Genomic DNA, 23,843 nt, shown 5'->3' on the forward strand with positions numbered 1-23,843 from the left:
CTCAGGACACGCGGGGGCTCGTGCGGTTGACACACCGCAGGCCGGGCACAAGCGCCGCCAGATAGGACCTGCGTGACGATCCAGAGACCAGGGTGGCCTGATGAACACAATGAGCGTCAACGTGGCAACTGCCCTCTCCACGGCATGCATTGCCAGCGCGCGCCGGAGCGCCCGGGATTTCCTCGCAGGTCACGATCTTCGCCGAACCTCATTCGGGACAAAGAGGCCGCTGGTTCAAACTCGAACCCGCCACGGCTGACTGCTGTCTGCTCTTGACCGGCAAGGCTCCGGCCGCGCCGCGGTCTCAGTTCTGGTCCCATCCACCGGTGTCCGGGATCGTTGAGGAACCCACCTGCCGACCTCTCCGCTCCAGGCCGGCACGCCCACCGACCCACCTCGGATTCCTGATGAACATTTGGAAGGTGTGCTGGCTCGGTCGTCTTCAACGGGGCCTGGATGCGTGAGCGATGCGTGAGCGGACGTGCTGACATGGCGCACACAACCTTGGACCGGCCAGCATGCGACATGCCTCTGACTAGGCATTTCTGGACCAGCGTGGAAGCTGGCGGAAGTCCCGGCAGGACCCTGCCGGGACTTTTAATCCGTTGGTTGTGGGTTCGAGTCCCACACGGCCTACCGATTGCAGGGGCGGGCGCAAGCCCGTGACCTGCGAGGAAACGCCCCATCCGGCTTTGGCCGGGTGGGGCGTTTCGGTGTTGGCGGGTTCGTACGTGAGCGGGGGTGCCGGCGGGCTGCCCGTCTGCTCGCCGATGGGGGCGTGATGGCTAGTTGGCGAGGTCGAACTGCCGGAGCCGGTCCGGGTCTCCGTCGCCGACCGTGGCGACCAGCCCGCCGCACAGAAGCAGCATGTACAGGACGAAGGTGATCGGATCGTCCCCGTAGTGCTCCATCCCCTCGTTGAGGGTGATGGTCGGGGCATCCGGGTGGCCTATAAATCCCGCCGCCTGGACGAGGTCGTCATGCACGATCCCGAGGGTGCCGGAGACCCATTCGACGGCTTCGCGCGCCTGGTCCTCGGTGATCTGCTCCCGGGCCGCGACAAGCCAGAACATGAGGGTCGTGAAGACCATGGCCGGGTCTGACGCGTGCTCACCCTCGATGAAGGAGCCGCTCGGCCCCTTGGACGGGTTCTCCATCCAGGAAGCGATGTCGGCTCGCAGGCGCTTCGCCGTACGAACTCGGGAGATCTCGGACAGGTCGGGCGCGGTGGCGCGGATCTTTCGCATCGCGCGGGTGCTGCGGCGGCGTTGGCTGTTTCGTCCCACGAGCAGAGCTTCGCACCCGTAGAGAACTCCGGGTCGGGAAACAGTCAGGCCGCTGGAATCCGCCCCTTGGGGAACAAACGAGTGATACGGCGCAGGCAGGCGCCCGGCTGGAGATTGGCCGGGCACCTGCTGCTGTGAGCGGACGGTCCGGCAGCAGGGGCTACGGGGGGCCTTATGGGCACGTGGCACCAGCGCGGCGGCGGCTTCTGCTGCGGCATTGTCGACCTCGGGCAGCAGGCTCGTGTATGTGTCCGGCGTGAGCGTGGCCGTGGAGTGGCGCAGCGTCTCCTTGATTGTGTGGAGATCACCACCCCAGCCGTGGATGAGAGTGCCGCGACGTGACGCAGGTCGCGCAGAGTGATCGGCGGTAGGTCGGTGGTGGCGAGGATGCGGCGGAACGTCTCGGAAACCGTCTCCGGGCGCAGCCAGGAGCCGTCCTCGCGGGTGAAGACCTTGCCGAAGCAGAGACTGCCGGGCACAGCGCGGCAACTGTCCTCGACCAGGCGCTCGACCAGCGCACCCTGGACGATGCCCACAGCCCCGGCAGCAGCCACTCCGCCGCCGCAGGCACCACCAGCACGGTGGCGCTGATCAGGCCGGTGCGGACAGCTTGGGAGTGAGCAGCTCCAGCGCTTCCTCCCAGCGGAAGCGGTCGGCACCGCCTCCGGCCTTCGGCTTGTGGGGCTCGTACGAGCCGATCAGGACGCCCATCTCGCGCAGTCGCGCCAGGCTCTGGCTGTATGCGGGATGGGCGGCCTGCGCCGAGTTCAGGTAGGGCATGACGGCAGTGGGGATACCGAATCCGTACGCCTCGCACAGGATGCCCAGCGCCAGGGTGTCCGAGATCCCGGCAGCCCATTTGTTGATCGTGTTGAAGGTGGCCGGGGCCACCGCGATGGCGTCGGCGGGCGGCAGCGGGCGAGGGTCGCCGGGCGAGCGCCAGGCCGAGCGGATTGGGTAGCCGGTCTGCGCCTCGACCGCCTCGGTGTCTATGAAGCCGAGGGCCTGCGGGGTGGCGACGACACCCACACCCCAGTTGGCCTTCTGGGCCGCGGTGATCAGGATGCCGACGTCGCCGGCGATGCCGGAGGCGCACACGATGACGTAGAGGAAGGGCTTCTTGGTCTGCCGGTCCGGCTGATCACTCACGCAGGGACTCCCAGTTGACGGCTGAAACGGTGCAGTTCCGGCAGCGTACGGCGGCGGTCGCGGGCGGCCATGTCGGCCACCAGCTCACGGACGGCCGGGCGACGGATGTCCTGGGCCGCGCAGCTCTCGGCGATGCGAAGGGCCTGGTACCCGTCCGCGAGGCGGCCCTGCTGGCTGTAGGCGCGGCCGGCCTCGATCCACAGGGCGGCACGACGCTCGGGTACGGGGATGTGGCGGCGCATGAGAGGCCGGGCGGTGTCCAGGGCGACGCCCGCGTCGCCGAAGGCCACCGCCGCGCTGAGTCCGTGCAGGGCGACGTTCGTCGGGCTGAAGTTGGCCCAGGCGTCGGGGCTGTCGAGTGCCACGTAGCGGGCGACTTCCTTCGCCTCGGTGAGGAAGTCCTGGGTGGCGGAGCGGTCGACGCCGCTGCTGGCGGCGGTGACCCCGCGCAGAAGCAGCAGTCCGAGTGCCGCGAGGTACTTCGGGGAGCGCTGGTCGTACGAGCCCGTGAGCTGGTCGGCGGTGTGCCGGACGAGGGCGACGGCTTGAGCGGTGTGGCTGTCACGTGCCAGGGCGTGGGCGTGAACGCGGACGCTGGAGGCGAAGACGACGGGATCGCCGGAGCGTTCGGCCTCGGACATGGCGCGTCCGACCGCGAGCCAGGCGTTGCCCTGGTCGCTCTGCTTGAGCAGCAGGCTCGCCGAGGTCTGGTACGCCGTGGCGAGGAGCCCGGACAGGTCGCTCGATCCGGGACTGTCGTTGATGGCCTGCCGTAACTGCCCGATCAGGATGGGCAGCGTGCCTTCCAGCTTTGTGTAGTCGCAGGTGCAGAAGAGGCGTCGTACACCCGCGACTTGGTCCCGCATGCTCTGGAGATCCGGCACCGGTTCGGCAGTCACACGGGCTGTTCCAGGCAGCAGGGACTGGACCAGGTCCTGATGGGCGGTGCTGGGAAGGGTCGGGGCCGCGAGCGCGGCGATGCCGGCGGCGAGAACGGTACGGCGGTGCATGTCCTCTGTCTCGGGTTCGGAGTGGTTGATGTCCGAGGTGGCGGCAAGACCGAGGCGGTGTGGCGGAATGGCCAGCACGCGCGAGACCTCGCGCAGCATGCGGACGTCGTCCGTGCCCCTGCCGCGCTCCAGGCGGCTCACCTTGGACTGGTGATAGCCCAGGGCGGAGGCGACTTCCTTCTGCGAACGCCGCTGTAATACGCGGGCCTGACGGATCACTTCACCGATCCGTCTCGCTTCGCTGTGCTCTTCGGCCATCTGTGCCACGGCTCCTCCTGCCGTCGCCGATCCTGCCTTCCCAACCGAGCGTAATGGACTGGCAGTGCACCGTGATGCAGCTCCTGCATAGACGATGCAGCACCGGCACACGTCCTGGTTCGAGGGGCCCGTCTGGCGGTTACGTGGAGTGGCCGAACCAATCAGGAGGCCGCTCATGGAAGCGCACCACATCCGGATTCCCGTCCCCGGCACACCTGCCGGCGCCGCGTCGGCGCGCCGGCAGATCGCCGAGGAGATACGGGATTGGGGTGCCGCTCTCGGACCTGCACTCCTGGATGAGGCTGTGTTGGTGGCCTCGGAGCTGATCACCAACGCGGTACGGCATGCACACAAAGGACCGATCACAGCCAGCGCCGACCTCAGCGACGAGGCGCTGCGGATCGCGGTGATCGACACCAGCTTCGACATCCCGGAAGTCGGCCTGCCGGATGCGGATGAGGAAGACGGGCGCGGCCTGTTCCTCGTCGCCGCACTCGCCGACCGCCACGGATTCGACCCGCTGCCTTCCGGTAAGCGCTGCTGGGCCGAATTCGAGTTCAGCACCCCGCTTCCAACCGTCGCAACACACGTGCCCCAGATGAGGAGCTGACTGTTGCCAGCCGTACGCATTCCCCCAGTCGCCGCAGAAGTGGTCGCCGTGCGCCCGAGCGTTCCGCTCGCCGGGGCCGTGACCGTAGACGGGTCGAAGAACGCGGCCCTGCCCCTGCTGGCCGCCGCCGCGGCCATGCACCGCCCGGTGAACCTGAGCAACGTCCCGGCCAACACGGATGTCGGAACGATGCTCACCCTCCTCCAGCAGTCCGGCTGGCACGCGGCCCGCCCGGTCAGCGATCCACACACCACGGTGATCCTGCCGAGCGACAAGCAGCGGCCCGATCCCGACCCCGAGACCGCCGCACGTATCAGGGCCTCGTACTACCTGGTCCCGGCACTTCTCGGCGCCTACGGACGGGCCCGGCTGCCGTGGCCGGGCGGCTGCGCCATCGGAGAACGCGGGATGGAGCAGCACTTCAAGGTGTACGAGCGGTTCGGTGACCGCTCGACCGTCGATGACCGCGGCTACCTCGTGGAAGCAGCCACTGGCGGACGCGGGACGGTGTCGATCATGCTCCCCTTCCGGTCCCGCGGAGCGAGCATCGCCGCTGTCCTGCGTACGGTCGTCGCCCGACGGCCGCTGCGACTGGGCCAACCGAACCTGTCACCCGAAGTACTCAGTGTCGTAGAGGCGTTAAGGCTCTCCGGGTGGGAGTGCCGGGTCAGCGAGGCCGTCCTCACCCTTCAGCCACCTCGATCCGTCTCCGGCGAGGAGATCGCGTGGAGGGTGCCTGGCGACAAGATCGAGGCAGGCACCCTGGCCTGCGCAGTCGCGGTGACGGGCGGCAACGCGCGCATCCTCGGCGTACGCCGCGACGACATCACGCCCCTGATCACCGCGCTGCGCTGGCTCGGCGTTCCCGCCGACGCCGAGGACGGCACCCTCACCGTGCAGGCCCAGGACGCTCAGCCCACCGGCCGACCGCTGCGAGCCATTGCCTCCCTGTCTCCCGGCGGCCTGGACGCGGACTTCGAGCCCCCGCTGCTGGCCCTGGCCCTCACCCTGCCCGGCACCCACCTGTTCGCCGACGACATCAACCCCGGCCGCCACCGCAACCTGCTGCCCCAGCTCGTCCGCCTCGGAGCCACGATCGACGAGCTGTCGCCCACGCAGTGCCGCTTCGCCGGGCCGCAGCAGCTGACAGGCGCCGGAGTGGAGGCCACCGACATCCGCACGGGCTCCGCCCTGCTCATCGCCGGCCTCACCGCTCACGGCGTGACCACCCTCGGCGGCCTCGAACAGCTCCGGCGCGGCCACGCCGACCTGCCCGTCAAGCTGCACGCCCTCGGCGCCGACATCTGCGAGGTGATCCCGTGAATCGGGAACTGCGGCAGATCATCGCGACGACCGACGTCCACTCCGCCTTCGACTCGGCCGCTCCGATGCTCGCCCACCTCCACGCTGCGAGGCCCGACAGCCTGATCGTGGACTGCGGAGACTTCTTCGAGGGGAGCGGCTACTACCACCTCGGCGAAGGACGCATCGAGCGCGAAGCCCTCACCACCCTGTACGACCTGCTCGCGCCCGGAAACCACGGGTGGCCGCACTACTTCGAGCCGCAACTACACCGGATGACGGTGTGCGCGAACACGACCGATGACAGTGGCACGCCGCTCTTCGACCGCGTACGCATCCAGCACGTCGGTGGACGACGAGTCGCTGTCACCGCGGTGATGGGCCCGCAGGCGTTCAACGCCATCCCTGCCGACCAGCGCGCTGGCCACCGCATCAGCAACCCGGCACAGGCTCTGCACGAAGTGATGCAGGACAACCACCACAGTGCTGACGCGTGGATGGTGCTGTCCCACTCCGGCTTCGAGGAGGATATGAAGCTGGCCGCAGCCTGCCCGCGCGCCGATGTCATCTTCGCCGGGCACTGCCACAGCGACAGCTTCGGCCCCGTGCACGTCGGCGACACCCTCGTGGTCAAGGGCCGCGAGCTCGGTGTCGGATACGCCGCCGCCGAGCCTGTCGGCAGTGGGTGGGGCGCCCGCATCGGGTCCTTCCCCGATGCTCATTCCGTTCCTCACGAACTCACCTCGCTGATGGAGAAGATCTCAGCCATCGGGCTGCGGCTGAGAAGCCCCATCAGCGCTGTGGACGAGCGCATCCGCGATGCGCCCTTGGATCGCCGCAGACTGCTCGAAGAGATCGCAGGTCGACTGCACTCCGGCCTCGGCGCTGACGCGGTCATCCTCAACGAGACCGCCCTGCGTCCCGTGCCACTCGGCGCCACGCTGACCCTCGGCGACCTGCTGGCCATCGAGCCCTTCGGCAACCAGCTCGTGCATGCCTTCCTCCCCGAGCAGCACGTCCAGGACCACGGCAAGCTGCTTGACCACCTCACCGAACTCGTCGGCCCCCTGATCGTCGCCCCTGCGCCTCTTCCCCCGGCGATCCGAACCGTGCTGACCACCGACTACCTCGCCGACAGCTACCTCGGCGGGCGAACTCATCAAGCAGGCATACGCCTTCGTCAAGCCGTAAGCCATGTCCTGACCACCTCGCTCCCCAGCTCCGCCGACTCCCAAGAAGGAGGCCAGTAATGATCCTCACCGGACCTGAGATCAAGGCTGCCGTGGCCAACGGGCGCTTACGGATCACTCCCTTCACCCCGGACCAGACGAACCCCAACAGCTACAACGTCCGCCTCGGTCCGACCTTGCTGACTTATGCGGCCAAGGTGATCGACGCCCACCAGACCAATCCCACGTGCTCGATCCTGATCGGTGACGACGGATACGTCCTGCAGCCCGGCGAGCTGTACCTCGGCCACACCGTCGAGGAGGTCGGCTCGGACATCTTCGTCCCCCTGCTCTTCGGCCGCTCCTCGATCGGACGCCTCGGCCTGTTCGTCGAGATCACCGCACCGATCGGCGACATCGGCTTCCACGGACAGTGGACCTTGATGCTCTCTCCCATCCGCCCGCTACGGGTGTACCCGGACATGAAGATCGGGCAGATCATGTTCTTCGTCTCCACCGGCGACGTCGACCTGTACCGCGGCAAGTACCAGGGCGCCGCCGGCCCTCAGTCCTCCCGCTACTGGCAGGACCCCGCGCCCATCCAGGCGGTCGCCTCGTGATCCTCACAGGCTCAGCCATTGCCGCTGCCGTCAGCACGGGAGAGATCACCATCTCGCCCTATGAGCCCGAGCGGATCTCACCCAATGCGTACGACTGGCGGCTGGGCGACACGATCCGCATCTGTGACGGCGACCTCGACGCCGCCTCCCGTACCACCTTCACCGAACACCCCATCCCCGCCTCCGGTGTGGTCCTGAAACCGGGAGTGCTTTACCTCGGCATCACTCTGGAGAAGACCGGCTCGGAAACGTACGCACAGCTCCTCAACGGGGACCGCACCATCGGCGCCCTCGGCATCTGGGTCCACGTATCCGCCCCTCTGGGCCACCAAGGCCACGCGATCCGCTGGACCTTGGAGATCCGCGTCGCCAAGCCCGCCCGCGTCTATCCGGGAATGACCTTCGGCAAGCTCGTCTTCCTCACCACTGCCGGTAGCTCGGCCAGTTACCAGCAACAACGAGCCAAGTACGCGGCGACGGACGGCATCGACATCTCCCGCCTGTACGAAGAGATCCCTCAAGGAGCTTTGTGAAGTCCGTCGTTCACACAACCGCGGGCCTGCTGGCTGCTACCTGCCTGGACCTTCCGGCCGGTAGCCCCGGCGGCAGCGTCGAACTCTTCCTCGATCTCTATACCGGCGACGAGCCCCTCATCCCCGCGCGGGCCTTCATGCTGGCGCCCCCGGGCCCCAGGCCCCGTCTCCCATCTGGCCTCGACCTGCTGTCCATGTCCGGGAAGTGTCTGGAAGGTGCCGGCTTCAGTCGCTACGTCGCAGCCCTGCGCCGGGCTCTGGTGGCCGCGATCGATCCGGCACAGATCGGCGTTCTGCACCTGCAACATCTCGCGTTCGGCGCCACTCCCGCCTTGCTCCGGGCCCTGCCGGCACACCCGAGGATCGCGATGGTTCACGGCACCGACCTGCTGTTCGCTGAAGCTCACCGCGACCAGCTCCAGGTACTGCGCGAGACAGCGAGGGCCGCCGACGCAATCGTGGTCTCCACCGTTGCCATGGCCGATCACCTGCTCAAACTCGCCCCGCAAACAGACCGCCGCAAGGTCGTCCACATCCCGTGGGGCATCCCCGGAGCAATTGTCAATTCCTGTGGATCACCGTGGGGAGCCTCAAGTGGCCCGTAGCCATTGATCGAGGACTGCGAAGTCTTCGGTGGTGAGGCCGCGGGACGACGCGACGCGGTGGAGGAAGGCCGGGGTGGGGTGGTGGGTGGACACCCAGTCCCGATCGGCGTCGGTGATCTCGTCGTCGACCCAGACGAACGGGCGTCCGGCCGCCCATGCCGCCAGGGTTCGGGTCTTCCAGTGGAGCCCGTACCACTGGTCCTCGCGTTCATGCGCGTCGGAGGGTTCCGGCCAGTGCACGACCGGCAGGGGCGGCAGGCCGAGCCGCGGTGCTATGTCGGTGTTCGCCTCCTCCTCCCAGGTGGTGGCCCAGACCAGCTCGCACGGCAGTGCCGCGAGGCGGGGCCCGACGCGCGGGTCGAGCCGCGTCAGGTGCGAATCTGTCGCAGTGCCTGACGGCTCGCGTTGCGGGCCGTCGCCGAACGGCAGGAGAGGTCCGTCGACGTCCAGGAACAGCAGCGGGCGTTCCTCGCGCTCACTCATGCCGCGGCTTCCTGCTCACGCTCGACCAGGACGCCGCGTTCGAAGCGGGCGCCGTTGCGGACGAGGGCGACGAGGTGGGGTGCGGTGATCGCGCGCCAGCGGGCCTGGGCGGACTCGGCGAGCTTGAACACCATCGCCAGGGCCGCGGCCGGGCTGCCGGCGCCGCGGGTGACCTTGGTCCGCAGCTTTACCGTGCTGAAGGTCGACTCGATCGGATTTGTCGTGCGCAGGTGGACCCAGTGCTCGGCCGGGAAGTCGTAGAACGCCAGGAGTTCATCGACGTCGTCGGTGATCTTCTTGACGGCCTTGGGCCACTTCGCGCCGTAGGCGCGCCCGAAGTCCTTCACCGCCTTCTCGGCGTGATCGCGGTCCTCGGCGTTGTAGATCTCCTGCAGCGCCTTCTTCGCGCCGGGCTGGGCCGATTTTGGCAGGGCGTTGACCACGTTCCGGGTTTTGTGAACCCAGCACCTTTGATGTCTGGCCTGCGGAAACACCTCGGCCAGGGCCCGCCACAGACCCATGGCTCCGTCGCCGACGACGAGCTCGGGATCGCGCATGCCGCGCCGGCGGCAGTCCCGCAGGAGGTCGGCCCAGGACTCAGTCGACTCGCGCAGGCCCTCGGCGAGCGCGATCAGCTCCTTACTGCCGTCGGTGCGCACGCCCATGAGGACCAGGACGCAGGAGCGGGCCTGGCCGAGGCGGACCTTGGGGTGGACGCCGTCGGCCCACACGTACACGTAGTCGGATCCGGACAGGTCCTGGTCCTGGAAGGCGGCGTGGTCGTCGCTCCACTGCTTGGTCAGCCGGGTCACCGTGGCCGACGAGAGCCCAGCGGCCGAGCCGAGGAACTGCTCCATCGCGGGCACGAAGTCGCCGGAGGACAGACCGTGCAGGTAGAGCAGGGGCAGGACCTCGCTGATCTTCGGGGACTTCCGGCACCAGGGGGCGAGGATCTTCGACGAGAACCGCTTGCGCTCGCCCGTCTCGCCATCGACCCGCTTGTCGTTCACCCGCGGCGCCTTCACCGCAATCGGCCCGGCGGCAGTAGTCACCGTCCGCTCACGGTGGTGGCCGTTACGGACCACCAGACGGCGACCGGCCTCGTCCCGCTCGCCCGCCAACTCGGCTATGTACTGGTTGACTTCGGCTTCCAGGGCCGCGGCGAGCATCCGACGGGCACCCTCACGGACGATGTCGTCCATCAGGGAGCCGCTCTGGGTGGTGCCGTCCTCGTTAACTACGCTCAGCACGGGCGTGCCTTCCCGACCCGCGCTGCAACGCGGGCCTACTCGATGACCAGAAATCGATCACTCGGGAAGGTACGCCCTCCGCGTTCCGCGAGGCACCTCTCCCGAGTCCGATCCACAGGTCTTGAGCATTGCTCGCATCCCCGACCATCTGCTCACTGATCCACCGGTCCGGCCCGCCCGCACGTCAACCAGCCATCTGCGAGTCCTGTACGCAGGACGGCTGACATCCGAGAAGGGCGTCGAGCGCCTCATCACCGGCCTGGCGCCCATTCCGGGCGTCGAGCTGAGCGTCGCCGCCCCCAGAGCCCAGTTCCAGACTCTGACCCCACTGCTTCAGCGGGCCGGCGTGCGGGCCCGCTATCTCGGCTGGCTCCGCCGTCCACAGCTGTGGAAAGCCTTCACCGAACACGACGTGCTGGTCCTGCCGTCCACCACCCTGGAAGCCATGGGCCTGGTCGCACTGGAGGCCCAAGCCTGCGGCCTGCCTGTCCTGTACCAGCCCGTGCCCGGGCTCACCGAGGTCCTCGCAGGGTCCGGAGTAGCCACCGACTTCACGCAGTCCACCGCACTCGCCCGCGACCTGAACCGGCTGCGGACCGCACCGGGACTGCTGCCCGCTCTCCGACAGGCGGGCTACGCGAACGCCGCCCGCTACCCGCTCTCAACGACCGCTCAAGCCCTGACGGACCTGGGCCGCCGGCTCACATGAACGTCGCACAGCAGACGATGCCACCACGCCGATCGCCCACCGGACCCGCCCACGTCACTACGCTGACCCGGCGGGATGCACACGGCGAACAGGGAGACCATGACGTACCGCACCGACAGCATCGAACAGCTCCTGAGCGAAGGCGTCCGCGACAAGGTCTACCCAGGCGCCGTATGGGCCGTCGGTGACGCGGCCGGCATCCACGCCTCCGGCTGCACCGGAGTGCTCGACCCCGACGACCCCGGTACGCCGATGCGGCCCGACACCATTTTCGATGCCGCCAGCCTGACGAAAATCCTCGCGGTGTGGGCCTCGATCGGCGCCCTCTGGGAGGAAGGCAAACTCGATCTCGACATCCCACTCGCCACCTTCTGGTCCGAAGTCGACGGCCACCCGCTCGGGGGTGTCACCGCCCGCCAGCTGCTGACCCATACGGCCGGCGTTCCGCTGCGAGCCCAGCTCAAGAACCTCTACGGCACGGACCCGCAAGACGTTCGGGACGGAGTCCTCCACGAAGCCCTGCACCGTCCCCCCGGCGAGGCCGTCGAGTACACGGATCGAGCCGCCCTCATCCTCGGATACCTTGCCGAGCATCTCGCCGGCCAGCGCCTCGACGAGCTCGCGACCCAGCGGACGTGGCAGCCGCTGGGCATGAATGCGACCCGCTTCGGGCCGCTGCCCGCCGAGACCGCGTCACGATGCGCCCCGACCGAACTTGACCAGGAGACCGACACCCACCTCAAGGGCATTGCCCACGACTTCTCCGCACGGCTCCTTGGCGGAGTGTGCGGGATCGCCGGCGCTTTCACCGTCATGGACGACCTCGGCGCCTTCCTGCGCTACATGCTCGACCCCACCAACGCGCCCAGCCGGGCAGGGTTCGGCCCCACCTGGACCGCGGAATCGCTGACCATCCAGACCGGCGAGCTGCAGCCGGTACGCGGTCTGTTCTGGCACCCCGCGCCCGGTAGTGCGCCCGCCGAGGACGTCTGGGTCCACTACGGGTTCACCGGCACCGGCATGTGGATCTCACCAGGCCAGCGGAGGTGGGCCGCACTCCTGACCAACAAGCTCTACTACACCCGTGACCGTCAGCCCCTGGCAGACATCCGCAACGCCTTTCGCGAACTTTCCTTCGACTGCCCGTCGCTGCGCAGCTAGCCTCCTCATCCCACGAGGTGAGCATGGTCGACGGCCTTCGCCAGATGGGCGTCGACCAGGCCAGCGACGCCTGAGACGATCGCCCCGAGCATCGTCCTCGGCCGCTCCGCCGGGACCTATCCACCGGCCTACCTGGCCTGGCGCGCCCGCCGGCTCGCCAACCCCTCCCTGAGCTGCGAGGACGGCGTGAGCCTTACCGACCTTCACACCCGCGCCGCCTTCCTCCACCGCGCCGCCCAGCGCCACGGCCCATTCCTAGCCGTCTCGCACACGCTTCTGCTGGGCATCCTCACCCACCTCGGGGAAGGGCCCGTTGCCTTCACCGCAGTCGCGAAGATGCCGTGCCAGTTCGCCGAGCCTTCGTTGACTTTCAGCCCACGGCGCCGGGCAGGCACGAACTCCGTGCCTGCCCAGCGGGGCCCCCGAGTCGCTCGCCGTAGTCACCAAGGTGAGCCTCTAGACCGTTAAAAGTCCTCCAACGACGGGTTTGTCATCCTCTCCGCTCCTCAAGAGTCGACCGCCCGTTGGCCAAGCGCGAGGCTAGAACGCTCCTGCATACCCACAACAAGCGTGCCTTCAGATGCCTCGGCCCGTGCCTTTCTGGTTAGTCACGGGCCAGCGAAGACCTGCTGCAGCAGGAAAGGTTGGCTATTGACGCTGTATCCCGGAGCGATGAGGAAATTTACTGTGCGGCGCTCGTGGCAGCCTGGCCAGACTTCCTGGCGCTCAAGGTCCACCAGCGAGCCAGTAGGGCATGCGGTGTCCCAGACGCAGTCCAGTGGCGAGGCTTCCGCTGCTTGCCGCAGCCTGAGGGCTTCCTTGTAGACAGCGGATGCCTCTTCGTACAAGGAGCCCTCCTCGGGGACGTTCAGCAGTGCTCGGAGCTGGTGGAGGTCCGGCTGTCCGGGCGGGAGGAGAATCGCGCAGATCGCCCCTAGCAGGCGCGGGGCCTGTTCCCGCTGGGGAAACTTTGCTGCGAACTCCGTCCGCTTGACGCATTTGCGGGCGAGTGACTGCAGGCGCTGTTGCACCAAGCGGGAGATCTCCGATGCGAGGGTCTCCTGCTCGATATGCGCGGTCGACGCGATGTCGGTACGTCCGCGGGAGTGGACTGCCATGTGTGAGGCAATCTGGTCGGAGACTCGTCGCAGGTCCTCGCGGAGTACTTTGTGCTCCTTGGAGCCGGAGCGCGAGGCGCGCTCCAGGTCGACAATACGTCGTTCGAGTTCCTGACTTCGCTGTTCGTATACCAGCTGCATCTCCGCCATCATGAGAACACAGGCATCATGCCCGGTGGGTTGGTGTCGGTCGGTGAGGACCTGAGGCAAGGCGTCAGTCCGACGATATTGAGCACCAACGGTCCCGTCGCTGAATTCTGGCTGTACCACCATGATCACCTGTTTCGCGAATTTGAGTGCGGCCTGAAGCATCTGCCCCCCTAGAGGTTGTTATGGAAGCGGAGTTCGGTCGACGCCTCTTCGCCACTGCGTTCGACTACGGCACGGACCTTGACCTCTGTCTCGCCGAATTTCATGAAGACTCGGACTCCCCGGTCTTCCAGTGCGAAGCGCATGACCTTCGTCAAGTCGACAGATACTTCACCGACCTTCACACAGCCCTCATCAGAGGTATAGCGCGGGTCGGGGCGATCTGAGGTATAGAGCGGGACAGTCAATACGTCCTGGTTGGCGAACACCGGCTGGTAGCTGCGATTGACTTCCTTCTCCGTCGGCACTGCGTCGTCCTGGCGCACGAAGACGGAGAAGCGGTCCTTACACAAATCGCGCTTGTCCTCGTCCTGGTACTTGCTCTCTTCGGGGTCAACGCCTTCCTCGAAGAGCATGGACGTTTGTACTCCGTAGGTCAGCTTCGCCCGCCGGGCCCGGGTGTGGGGTTCGTAGCAGAAGTGCACCGCACCAAAGAGGACCGCAACGTTCGGATCGGGGGCCACCAAAAACTGCGCGCGGCCGGCAACGTGCTGCTCCACCGATGCCTGTAGGTACGCGGAGGTTCCGAAACCGCCGACCAACAGCACAACCGGAGGCTGGGTTCCCTTCGCTGCGGCCTTCTGCATCGCTTCGAGCTGCTCATCAATGAGTTGGAGAATGCCGGGGACTACCGTTTCGAACAGTCTCCTGGCCTCTTCCGGACTGATAGCGATGGCGTCGGTGACGTCGTCCTGGAGCCGGGCCAGACGCGTACGCGTGGCGTCGTCGATGAATCGGTCGACCGCGGCCGGAAGGGTGATGTACTCGGTGTCGACGTGCTTGAACGTGATGTTGAGCTTGGTCCGCTCCCAGGCGTCGAGGAGTTCCAGATATGCCCCGGGGTGCTGCTGCCGGAGCTGAGCGACGACCTCGTGGCCACCCAGCCGCTTAGCCAGAAGGTCGAGGAACGCTTCATTGATGTAGTTCGACCCCAACTTGGCGCCCTCGGCGCGGGCTAGCTCGACCATCAACCCGTCGGGGTCGTTCTCGTATGCGGTTGTGTCGACGGTCCCGCCCCCGCAGTCGACTACGAGAAAGCGCACCCCTGGCGTCATCAGTGTCGCTGACTTGGATCCCCTCCCGCGGCGTTCAACCCGTGTACCGCTGACCCTTGCATGGTGGGCAGCGGCCTCAGGTTCGTACGCCAGCAACAGCCGTCCTTCCTCCGTCGGGAAGCCGGCGGTCTTTGCTGCGTCCCGCATCACCTGCTTCTGGAAGTCCGACCAGCTGCCGGGGATCGTCAAGCACCAGCGAATGACGTCCTCGCTGTATCCGCTGGCGGTGATCTGGTCGACTGCCTGCTCTCGAATGCACTGCAGGTATGCGGCGATAGCGCCGAAGGCGGGAAGCCACTTCCTATCAGTTCCGGCGGCCTCCGTATCGGCCGAAGCCAGCGGGGCCCCTTCATCGCCGGTGGCGAGCAAGGGATCGCCGTCGAGCGCCATCTTGAAAGCGGTCAGATATCGATGTTTGGCGAGCTGGTCAGGGCGCATCGTCAGACTTCGCTTACGGGCGTCGAAACCCCAAGCAGTAACATTACTGCTCTCGTCCAGCAGTAGAGCCGTAAGGTTCTTCGCCGTAGCGACAGGCATAGCGGGCCAGCGGTTACAGAAATTGACCACCCTGTCCTCGACGCGGGCATTCCGTGCGTCAACGGGCGCCCACGCAAACCCTGTGCCGTGGGTTCCGAAGTCCACGGCCGCCACCGCGAGTGGCTTGAAGGTCATATTTGCATCCTTGCGCGCGTAGAAATAGGTCCCGGCGATGGTCGCAATGCGTGCAGTAGGTAAGGAATTTCAGGATCGTTTCCTCAGTCAAAAACTCCCCGAATAGCCCATATTTGAATTACAAAGCCAATTGATGGGAGTTGTGTGTTTAGTCGTACTTGTCATGCGTCCACAGGGACGGAAGAAGTCGTGCTCGACCTCGCGGCCTCAGACGCTGCGTCACTGCTGCCCAGTCATGCGCACGCTCGCGGCACTTGGACGGCTAGGCGTCATTGAGCCAGGATGCGTGAGCGATGCGTGAGCGGACGTGCTGGCACGACGGGCTCAGATCTGGACCGAACGTCAAGGGCGGGTCTCTGACCAGGAATTTCTGGATCACCGGAGTGCCCAACGGAAGTCCCGGCAGGACTCTGCCGGGACTTTTAATCCGTTGGTTGTGGGTTCGAGTCCCACACGGCCTACGTGCGGTGGTAAGGGGAAAACTCCTCTGACCTGCTGGGGAGCGCCTCGATCGGTGTCGGCCGGTCGAGGCGCTCCGCGGTTGTGGACCTCGTGCGCGAGTGGATGCCTCCGTCCTGCCCACCGCGACCGTACTCGCGGGGACGTCCGGGACCGGGACGATGATCTCCCCGGCGGGAGCGATGAGCCATGACGGGTGAACTCGCGGCGGTCCGCGGAGACTTATGGACGCGCCGTAGGGGCGCAGCCCTCAGGCCGCCGGCTCGATGTTCTGGTTGGCGTGGAAGAAGTTGTACGGGTCGTAGGTGCGCTTGACGGCTGCCAGGCGGTCGTAGTGGTCGCGGTAGGTGGCGCGTACCCGGTCCGGGGTCTCGCCCGCGCCGATGAAGTTCACGTACGTACCGCCCATCGAGTGCGGGTGGAGCTCCTCCCAGTAGTCGACGCACCACTGCCTGAGCTTCCCGGCGTTGTCCGGGTCCGGGTCGATGCCCGCGATGACGCCGGACCAGACCGCGTCCCGGTAGGCCCAGGCGGTGTCGTCGGGGCCCGGCCGGTGGGCGGCGCCGTCGACCGGGTAGAGGTGAGTGGTCGACAGGTCGGTGGGGAGGTTCTCGGCGTACTTGGCGTGTACGGCGATGGCGTCGTCGGAGATCCGGTCGAAGAAGTTGCCGCGCCAGTACCACTGCAGGCCGGCCGGGAGCAGCTCGTCGAACATGGACTGCAGGGCGGGATAGGGCATCGGCGCCGTGAAGTGGAAGGCGGGCGGGCCGGGTTCGCCGACGGGTTTCAGGGTGGCTTCGAGGAGGTCGGGACCGCCCGTCCAGCACCACACGATCCCGCACATCCGCTGGCCGTGGACCTCCTCCGGGAACGGCGGACCGGGCGGCACGGTGAGCGCGGCGAAGAAGCCGTTCAGGTCCTCGGGGGCCGCCGGCAGGAAGTCGCGGTACCAGCGCAGCACGTCGGGGGTCCGGTCGACCGGCCAGAGGGTGATGGCGACGCCCACGGTGTCCACCGGGTGCATCCGGAAGGTGAAGGAGGTGACGATGCCGAAGTTCCCGCCTCCGCCGCGCAGCGCCCAGAACAGGTCGGGATGCGTGGTGCCGCTCGCGGTCACAGCGGTGCCGTCCGCCAGGACCACGCCCGCGGCCAGCAGGTTGTCGGCCGTCAGGCCGTATCTGCGGGTGAGGTGGCCGTGGCCGCCGCCGAGGGTGAGGCCGCCGACACCGGTGGTGGACTGGATTCCGGCGGGGGTGGCCAGTCCGAAGGCGTGGGCGGCGTGGTCGAGGTCGCCGAGCGTGGCGCCGCCGCCGACCGTGGCCGTTCGCGCGGCGGGGTCGATGTGCGCCCAGCGCATGGGCGACAGGTCGATGGTGACGCCGTCGTCCACCAGACACAGGCCGGCGCCGCTGTGTCCGCCGCCGCGGACAGCGAGCACGAGCCCCTCGTCGCGGACGGCATCGACCGCGGCCATGACGTCCGCCGCGTCGCTGCACCGCACCACCGCTGCCGGACGTCTGTCGATCATGGCGTTGTAGATCGTGCGGGCGTCCCGGTACTCCGGGTCCCGGGGACCGATCACGGGGCCGCGCAGCACCGCCCGCAACGCGTCCGGGGTTTCGAGCCTGGTGCCGCTGCCGTTCATGGTCCGGCCCTCCTCTCGCGCGCCGGGACGGTGACCGCACGCCGCCGGGCCCCGCTGCCGGGCCGTCGGAGTGTGCGCCCCGGTACGCCCGGGGCGCCGACGCCTCGGCGCCCCGGGAACCGGGGGCGGAAGCGGCCACCATGGCCTGATGTTTCAAGCGTCCCCGCGGTCCGGGAACCGTGCCAGTCGCCGGACCGCGGGGGAGAAGGGACATGCGCGTCACGGGCCTCACGGCCGGGGCACAGAGGCTTCACGGACCCCACGGACCGGGGCACAGAGGCTCCACGGCCCTCACGTCCGGGGCGCACAGGCTCCACGGACCTCACGGACCTCACGGGCCCGGGGGCATACGGGACCCACACGTCCGGCAGGGGTGTGCTCGCTCAGACGAGGAGCTTCGTCTTCGCCCGCTGGTACTCCTCGTCCGTGATGGCGCCCCGGTCCTTGAGCTCGGCGAGTCTCGCCAGGTCGTCGACGTGCTTGCCCTCCTTCGGGGCGTTCGCCTCGGAGGTGCCGGCGGCCTCCCGTACGTACGCCTTGAAGGCCGCCTCACGGTCCTGCGCCTCCTTGATCTCCCGCTTCCCCATGGATTTGCCGCGCACGATCACGTACAGCAGGACGCCGAGATACGGCAGCAGCAGGGCCACGATGAGCCAGCCCGCCTTGCCCCAGCCGCCGAGGTCGTCGCTGCGGAAGATGTCCGCGACGACCTTGAAGAGCAGGAACAGCCACATGATCCAGAGGAAGAACCAGAGCATGGTCCAGAAGAGGTTGAGCAGGGGGTAATTGTCCACGGTCGGCTCCCTGATCACAGCGAATTCATCGCGTCGACTGGCTGAATGGTAAATCAGTCATATCACCAGATATCTGGCCTTGCCTCCGGGTGATCTCCGGGCCGCCCTCTGCCGCGACTGCGGAGTACCGTGGGAATGTCGAGGGAGGCCCGGGAGGCTCCGGCCTCCAGGAGGCGGGGTCGCCCCGTGTTCATGAAGCGGCGTGAGAAGCGGCGTGAGAAGCGGCGTGAGCGGCAGCGCGAGCAGCCCCGCGCATGGACGCTCGCGAGGGCACATGCGCACGGCAGATGAGTCCGCCCGGAGCCCGGTCGGGGCGATCGGCCGTGTCACGGTTCCGATTCCGGTCGGGGGCCCGGGGGAAGTACTGGTGGCCGTACGGGGTGGGTCCGAGGCCTATACCGCATGGTCGGCGACGTCGATCGACAGGGACGCACGCGTCGTTGTCGTCGACTTGGTCTCGGCGCGCGGCGTGATCGTGGAGCGTCTGCCGCCCTGAGGCGATGCGAGGGCGCCGAGCGGTGACGAGGGCGCCGGGAAGCGATGTATCCGCGCGAGGCGGTGACGTATCGATGCCGAGCAGTGACGTACCCGCGTCGAGCAGTGACGTACCCGCGTCGAGCAGTGACGTACCCGCGTCGAGCAGTGACGTACCCGCGTCGAGCAGTGACGTACCCGCGTCGAGCGCTCACGCAGCCGTGTGAGCGGATGTGCAGACACGTACGGCAGGAGTCTTCCGATGTTCTTCTGGCACGTTCCCGCCCCCAACGAGGCGATGCTCATATCCGGTTCCAAGGGGCAGACGCTGGACACCCAGTTCCGGATCGTCACCGGCCACGGCAGTTTCGTGCTCCCGGTGAAGCAGAAGGCGCGCATGCTCTCCCTGGCACTGCGCGAGGCGGAGATCACCGAGGACTGCGTGACGCAGCAGGGCATCCGCCTGAACGTCCGGGCCGTCGCCGTCTTCAAGGTCGGCGACGACGCGGTGTCCATCGCCAACGCGGCGCGCCGCTTCCTGACCGAGCAGGAACAGATGGAGGAGCTCGTCGGCCAGATCTTCGCGGGCCATCTGCGTTCCATCGTCGGCGGGCTGACCGTGGAGCAGATCATCCGCGAGCGCAACCGGGTCTCCCAGGAGGTTGTCGTCGGCAGCCACGGCGAGATGGAGAAACTCGGCATCGTGGTGGACGCCCTCCAGATCCAGGAGATCGAAGACGCCACCGGCTACATCAAGAACCTCGCCGCCCCGCATGCCGCCGCCGTCGCCAGCCAGGCCCGGATCGCCGAGGCCAAGGCCGACCAGGAGGCCAGCCAGCGCGAGCAGCAGGCCGCCGCGCTCAAGGCGGAGTACGAACGCGACACCGCGATCAAGCGGGCCGGATTCCTCGCCGAGACCGAGCAGTACAACGCCCGCGCCGCGCAGGCCGGGCCCCTTGCCGGGGCCAGGGCCTCGCAGGAGGTCATCGAGGAGCAGACCGCGTTGGCCGAGCGGCAGGCCGCGCTCGCCGCGCAACGACTCGAAGGAGAGGTGCGGCGCCCGGCGGACGCCGAGGCGTACCGGCAGCGCACTCTCGCGGAGGCGGCCCGTGACCGGGTGAAGTTCGAGGCCGACGGCAACGCGTACACCGAACGGATCCTCGCCCAGGCGCAGGCCGACGCCAACAGCGCGCGCGCCGCCTCGCTGCGCGACGGCAACCAGGAGCTCATCGCGGCCAACCGCATCGTCGAGAACCTGCCCGTCCTGGCCGACGCGGCCGCCCGCGGCATGTCGGGGGCGGACCTCACCGTTCTGAACGGCACCAGTGGCGTCAACGAGATGGCGGCGGGCGTGGTCGGCCAGGGGCTGGCGATCCTCCAGGCCCTACAACGGGGCGCGAATCCGATGAAGTCCCCGGCGGTCGACGGGAAGACCGCTCCCCGTATCACCGAGACGAATTGAGGGCTCCCCGAGACGAATTGAGGACGGCAGGGCCACGAGGCCGCGGAGCCGCGGAGCCGCGGAGTTGCGGAGCTGCGGGGCCCCGGGGAGAAGGGGCGGCGGGGCGGGGTGCAACGACCGACTGCTGGGGCCGGGCGTCGGGCGTCGGGCGTCGGGTGTCGACGGCCGCGTGCCGGGTGGGCGCCGGGCGAGCGCCGGAGTGGGCGCCGGAGTGGGCGCCGGGCGGTCATGATTCGCTCCGTGGTCATGAGCCCGCCGCACATGCCGTACAGTTGTGTTTACCGACGCGGGGTGGAGCAGCTCGGTAGCTCGCTGGGCTCATAACCCAGAGGTCGCAGGTTCAAATCCTGTCCCCGCTACTGAAGAGTCAGGCCCGGCACGCATGCAGCGTGCCGGGCCTGACTCGTTCCGGCCGACCCGTCGACCCATGAAGGAGCAGGTCCGGGCGGTGTGTGAGCTGTGCCACGTACGTACCCCCATTGGCCGATGAGGAGTCGCCGGGCGACTCTGCTCCGGTGAGCCTGGGGTGGGGCGCGGTACCGTCCGCAGCCGCGCGCGTACCGGGCAGGAGACCACAGGTGTGGAAGCGGCTGAGGCGGCGCGGCAGGCATGCCGAGGGCGACGGCACCCGCACGCGGCGGTTCGTCCGCGCGCTGCCCGCCCTGATGATCGTCGGCGGGCTGGTGTTCGATCTCCTCACGCCGCCGACCTTCACCGCCGTTCCGCTGTTCGTGGCGGCGCCGCTGATCGCCGCGCCGTTCTTCTCGCTGTCCAGGACCATCTGCACCGGCATCGCCTCGATGCTGGCCGTCATCGTGCTGCGGCTGTACAGCGCCACGCTGCCGGAGGTCGTGCCGCTGATCGAGTTGCTCACCCTGGCCACCGTCTCCGTCCTCGCCGTTGTGATCAACGGGGTCGTACGGCGGGGCAATGAGCAACTGGCCTCCGCGCGGGTCATCGCGGAGACCGCCATGCGGGCGGTGCTGCCGAAGCCGTCCGACCGGATCGGCGGGCTGCATGTGGCGGCGCGGTACGAGGCGGCGCAGGCGGACGAGTTCGTCGGCGGCGACCTGTTCGCCGTGACGGACACCCCGCAGGGGGTGCGGCTGGTCGTCGGGGACGTACGGGGGAAGGGGCTCGACGCCGTCGAGTCGGTGGCGGTGATCATCGGGGCGTTCCGGGAGGCGGCCGAGCAGGAGCGTTCGCTGGAGGGTGTGGCGCAGCGGCTGGAGCGGGCGTTGGCGCGGGAGGGGACGCGGCGGGGCGGGCTCGACGCGGTCGAGGGCTTCATCACCGCCGTGCTGGCCGAGATCCCGCCCGGGGGGTCCCGGGTGCGGATCGTCAACCGCGGTCACCCCGAGCCGATCCTGCTGCACCCGGACGGGGAACTGGAGGTGCTGGGGCCCACGGTGCCCGCGCTGCCCCTCGGGATGGACCTGGGCGTGTGGCCCGACCGGGCGGACGAGTGGGATCTGCCGGCGGGGACGACCCTCCTCCTGTACACGGACGGTCTCTCCGAGGCGCGGAACGCCGACGGCGTCTTCTACGACCCGGCGGCCCGGCTGCGGGGGCGGATCTTCCCGGGGCCCGAGGAGCTGCTGTCCGCGCTGACCGATGACGTACGGCTGCACACGGGTGGCGAGACGACCGACGACATGGCGCTGCTCGCGGTCGTACGTCCCGCGGAGGGGCAGCCGGACCGGCGCAGGACCGTGAAGATCGTGGGTCTGGAAGAGGCGTGAGGGGCGGGGGCGTGAGCTCCGCGCGAGCCGGGCGCGGCCGTGGGCGCGGGATGCCACGGTACGTAATCGAAGCGCACCGCTCCGCATAACATTTGACGCAACGTCAGAATCCGGGTAATGACTGAGGGTCGATCAACTCATACCGTTCCGCCCGGTTGTGCCCCGTAAAGTCCAGGCCAAAGACATGAACGATCAGTGGGAACAGCTTGGAATCAGGCACGGGTGTCTATTAACGTTCGATAACGCAGCGCGGTCGTCCCAGCCGTCGTCAGTGGCGGCACCGTGCGCGAGCGCCGAATTCCGCAAGGGAACCGGGGAACCACCTACATGGGGTGAATCGGACACCTGCGTCTCGTGAGAGACGGAGGGGCCCGTAGGAGACCTTCCTGCTCCGAACCCGTCAGCTAACCCGGTAGGCGAGAAGGAAGGAAAGGAGTGCGCCCCCGTGGCGTCCAACAAGCCTGCCCCCGAGGCCCCCTCTCGGTTCAACCCCGACTTCGGTTCCGATGTCGTTGCTGACTTCGATTCCCCGGCCGGACCCGACTCCGGCTTCGGCGCCGGCTACGGGACCGCCCGGACCGGAACCGCCTACGGCGCCAACTACGGCACTGTTGCGACGGGAACGGCGTACGGCACCGACTACGCCACTGTTGCGACGGGAACGGCGTACGGCACCGAGCCGGGCGGCGACTTCGCCGGTGGGTTCGGCGGCGAATTCCGCGCCGACGGCAACGGCGAGCCCGAGCGGGGCTGGGACGAGTGGAACCCCACCGAGGAGTCCGTCCGCCCCGTACGCGGCAAGCACCGCGTCGCCAAGCAGCGCAACGGACTTGCCCGTAGCTCCACGGTGCTCGGGGTCGGCGTCATCGCGGCGGTCGGCGCGGGCGGCATGGCCACCGCGCAGAGCAAACCGCCGGTCTCCATCTCCCTTCCCGACTCCATCGCGGACAACCTCCCCGATGCCAAGTCCCTTCCGGGCGTGGGCTCTCTCTTCTCCGACGAGTCCGAAGCCGACAAGGCCGCGGCCGCCTCCGCTGCTGCCCCGCTCACCACCGCCGGTCTCACCACCGCCGAGGCCGAACAGGGCACGGTGGACGCGGGTGAGGCGCTCCGCGCACGCATCCTCCAGCAGGCCGAGCAGCAGCAGGACGCCGCCGACGCCGAGGCGAAGGCCGCCCAGGAGAAGGAGGCCGCGGAGAAGGCCGCCGCCGAGGCCAAGAAGCAGCAGGACGCCGCCGAGGCCAAGGCCGCCGCGGAGAAGAAGAAGGCGGAGGAAGAGGCCAAGAAGAAGGCCGAGGCCCTGCGGCTCGCCAAGCTTGCCGCCAGCTACGCCCTTCCGACCTCCTCCTACAGGATCACCTCGACCTTCGGCCAAGCCGGCTCGATGTGGTCCTCCGGCTACCACACCGGCCTCGACTTCGCAGCGCCGACGGGTACGCCGATCAAGGCCATACACGGCGGCACCGTCAAGTCGGCCGGCTGGTCCGGTTCGTACGGCTACCGCACGGTGCTGGAGCTCGACGACGGTACGGAGCTGTGGTTCTGCCACCAGTCCTCCATCGGCGTCAGCGTCGGCCAGAAGGTCTCCACCGGTGAGACCATCGGCCGAGTCGGCGCGACCGGCAACGTGACCGGCGCGCACCTCCACCTGGAGGTCCACACCCCCGCCGGTACCGGCATCGACCCGATGGCCTGGTTGCGCGGCAAGGGCCTCAACCCCTGATCCGCAGGTCACCCTCCCGACCCGCGTGATCCGAGCCGGTTCGCCGGCCGCTGAACCCCGGCAGCCCTGACGCTCACCCCCCGACGTCAGGGCTGCCGGTCTGCCGGAGCAGCACAGCCGCCGGAGCAGCGGGAACAGTCAGTACAGCCGGAAACAGCTGACTCACCGGAGCAGTCGGCCCGTCG

Annotated in this window: 18 protein-coding genes, 1 tRNA gene, 3 pseudogenes and 1 riboswitch; of the genes and pseudogenes, 12 read left to right on the forward strand and 10 right to left on the reverse strand. The window is 68.2% G+C overall.

Translation table 11 applies throughout. The features are described from left to right. Window positions 1-785: 785 nt before the first annotated feature. The 4 genes and pseudogenes from ACIOMQ_RS09080 to ACIOMQ_RS09095 form a co-directional block, all read right to left on the reverse strand. Entirely contained in the window at window positions 786-1,286 is a 501-nt protein-coding gene (locus ACIOMQ_RS09080; protein WP_402188421.1) for a hypothetical protein, read from the reverse strand. 168 nt (window positions 1,287-1,454) lie between these two features. Then, window positions 1,455-1,744, reverse strand: a pseudogene (locus tag ACIOMQ_RS09085) (site-specific integrase); the annotation flags it as partial. Window positions 1,745-1,877: 133 nt separating this feature from the next. After that, entirely contained in the window at window positions 1,878-2,435 is a 558-nt protein-coding gene (locus ACIOMQ_RS09090; RefSeq protein WP_402188365.1) for a flavoprotein, read from the reverse strand. After that, a complete protein-coding gene (locus ACIOMQ_RS09095; protein WP_402188416.1) occupies window positions 2,432-3,703 on the reverse strand; it encodes a helix-turn-helix domain-containing protein in 1,272 nt (423 codons plus the stop codon). Before ACIOMQ_RS09095 ends, ACIOMQ_RS09090 begins: the two co-directional genes overlap by 4 nt. A gap of 175 nt (window positions 3,704-3,878) precedes the next feature. Here ACIOMQ_RS09095 and ACIOMQ_RS09100 point away from each other — a divergent pair, with 175 nt between their 5' ends. The 6 genes and pseudogenes from ACIOMQ_RS09100 to ACIOMQ_RS09125 form a co-directional block, all read left to right on the forward strand. Next, window positions 3,879-4,313 carry an ATP-binding protein gene (locus tag ACIOMQ_RS09100; RefSeq protein WP_401987048.1) on the forward strand — a complete coding sequence of 145 codons (435 nt, stop codon included), beginning with the start codon at window positions 3,879-3,881 and terminating at the stop codon, window positions 4,311-4,313. A gap of 39 nt (window positions 4,314-4,352) precedes the next feature. Then, the gene (locus ACIOMQ_RS09105) at window positions 4,353-5,636 is read left to right on the forward strand and encodes a UDP-N-acetylglucosamine 1-carboxyvinyltransferase (protein ID WP_402188418.1); all 1,284 of its coding nucleotides are present in this window, start codon (window positions 4,353-4,355) and stop codon (window positions 5,634-5,636) included. After that, window positions 5,633-6,865, forward strand: coding sequence for a metallophosphoesterase (locus ACIOMQ_RS09110; RefSeq protein WP_402188368.1), 1,233 nt, complete (start codon window positions 5,633-5,635; stop codon window positions 6,863-6,865). The genes ACIOMQ_RS09105 and ACIOMQ_RS09110 overlap by 4 nt, the downstream gene beginning before the upstream one ends. Further along, window positions 6,865-7,404: a dCTP deaminase gene (gene dcd, locus ACIOMQ_RS09115; protein WP_402188370.1), complete on the forward strand. Its 540-nt coding sequence runs from the start codon at window positions 6,865-6,867 to the stop codon at window positions 7,402-7,404. Before ACIOMQ_RS09110 ends, dcd begins: the two co-directional genes overlap by 1 nt. Continuing rightward, window positions 7,401-7,937: a dCTP deaminase domain-containing protein gene (locus ACIOMQ_RS09120; RefSeq protein ID WP_402188372.1), complete on the forward strand. Its 537-nt coding sequence runs from the start codon at window positions 7,401-7,403 to the stop codon at window positions 7,935-7,937. The genes dcd and ACIOMQ_RS09120 overlap by 4 nt, the downstream gene beginning before the upstream one ends. Window positions 7,938-7,966: 29 nt before the next feature. Continuing rightward, a pseudogene (locus ACIOMQ_RS09125) lies at window positions 7,967-8,500 on the forward strand (glycosyltransferase); the annotation flags it as partial. A gap of 27 nt (window positions 8,501-8,527) precedes the next feature. On the opposite strand, the gene ACIOMQ_RS09130 reads toward ACIOMQ_RS09125, so the two are convergent. Continuing rightward, window positions 8,528-9,025 carry an HAD domain-containing protein gene (locus ACIOMQ_RS09130; protein WP_401945037.1) on the reverse strand — a complete coding sequence of 166 codons (498 nt, stop codon included), beginning with the start codon at window positions 9,023-9,025 and terminating at the stop codon, window positions 8,528-8,530. Next, window positions 9,022-10,275 (reverse strand): IS256 family transposase, encoded by a 1,254-nt coding sequence (locus tag ACIOMQ_RS09135; RefSeq protein WP_401945035.1) that lies wholly within the window; start codon window positions 10,273-10,275, stop codon window positions 9,022-9,024. The genes ACIOMQ_RS09130 and ACIOMQ_RS09135 overlap by 4 nt, the downstream gene beginning before the upstream one ends. Before the next feature lie 136 nt (window positions 10,276-10,411). Here ACIOMQ_RS09135 and ACIOMQ_RS09140 point away from each other — a divergent pair. Then, a pseudogene (locus ACIOMQ_RS09140) lies at window positions 10,412-10,984 on the forward strand (glycosyltransferase family 4 protein); the annotation flags it as partial. 99 nt (window positions 10,985-11,083) lie between these two features. After that, window positions 11,084-12,145 (forward strand): serine hydrolase domain-containing protein, encoded by a 1,062-nt coding sequence (locus ACIOMQ_RS09145; RefSeq protein ID WP_402188374.1) that lies wholly within the window; start codon window positions 11,084-11,086, stop codon window positions 12,143-12,145. A 608-nt stretch (window positions 12,146-12,753) separates the two neighbouring features. Here the strand turns inward: ACIOMQ_RS09145 and ACIOMQ_RS09150 are convergent. The 4 genes from ACIOMQ_RS09150 to ACIOMQ_RS09165 all read right to left on the reverse strand — a co-directional run bounded on the left by ACIOMQ_RS09150 (window position 12,754) and on the right by ACIOMQ_RS09165 (window position 18,257). Further along, entirely contained in the window at window positions 12,754-13,575 is an 822-nt protein-coding gene (locus ACIOMQ_RS09150) for a hypothetical protein (protein ID WP_402188376.1), read from the reverse strand. A gap of 8 nt (window positions 13,576-13,583) precedes the next feature. Next, entirely contained in the window at window positions 13,584-15,359 is a 1,776-nt protein-coding gene (locus ACIOMQ_RS09155) for an Hsp70 family protein (protein ID WP_402188378.1), read from the reverse strand. A gap of 709 nt (window positions 15,360-16,068) precedes the next feature. After that, entirely contained in the window at window positions 16,069-17,463 is a 1,395-nt protein-coding gene (locus ACIOMQ_RS09160; RefSeq protein WP_401261716.1) for an FAD-binding oxidoreductase, read from the reverse strand. Between the two features lie 383 nt (window positions 17,464-17,846). Continuing rightward, window positions 17,847-18,257 carry an SHOCT domain-containing protein gene (locus tag ACIOMQ_RS09165; RefSeq protein ID WP_362201059.1) on the reverse strand — a complete coding sequence of 137 codons (411 nt, stop codon included), beginning with the start codon at window positions 18,255-18,257 and terminating at the stop codon, window positions 17,847-17,849. A 736-nt stretch (window positions 18,258-18,993) separates the two neighbouring features. On the opposite strand from ACIOMQ_RS09165, the gene ACIOMQ_RS09170 reads away from it, so the two are divergent. From ACIOMQ_RS09170 to ACIOMQ_RS09185, 4 genes are all read left to right on the forward strand, one after another. Beyond that, window positions 18,994-20,193 (forward strand): SPFH domain-containing protein, encoded by a 1,200-nt coding sequence (locus tag ACIOMQ_RS09170; protein ID WP_362201056.1) that lies wholly within the window; start codon window positions 18,994-18,996, stop codon window positions 20,191-20,193. Window positions 20,194-20,478: 285 nt separating this feature from the next. Next, a tRNA-Met gene (locus tag ACIOMQ_RS09175) sits at window positions 20,479-20,552 on the forward strand. A 219-nt stretch (window positions 20,553-20,771) separates the two neighbouring features. Next, on the forward strand, window positions 20,772-21,935 hold the full coding sequence (locus ACIOMQ_RS09180) for a PP2C family protein-serine/threonine phosphatase (protein WP_362201052.1): 1,164 nt from the start codon (window positions 20,772-20,774) through the stop codon (window positions 21,933-21,935). A gap of 281 nt (window positions 21,936-22,216) precedes the next feature. Beyond that, a riboswitch (cyclic di-AMP (ydaO/yuaA leader) is annotated at window positions 22,217-22,369 on the forward strand. An 11-nt stretch (window positions 22,370-22,380) separates the two neighbouring features. Then, window positions 22,381-23,658, forward strand: coding sequence for a M23 family metallopeptidase (locus tag ACIOMQ_RS09185; RefSeq protein WP_402188380.1), 1,278 nt, complete (start codon window positions 22,381-22,383; stop codon window positions 23,656-23,658). Window positions 23,659-23,843: the final 185 nt, after the last annotated feature.

The sequence above is a fragment of the Streptomyces sp. NPDC087845 genome (genome assembly GCF_044742755.1).
Taxonomy (GTDB): Bacteria; Actinomycetota; Actinomycetes; order Streptomycetales; family Streptomycetaceae; genus Streptomyces.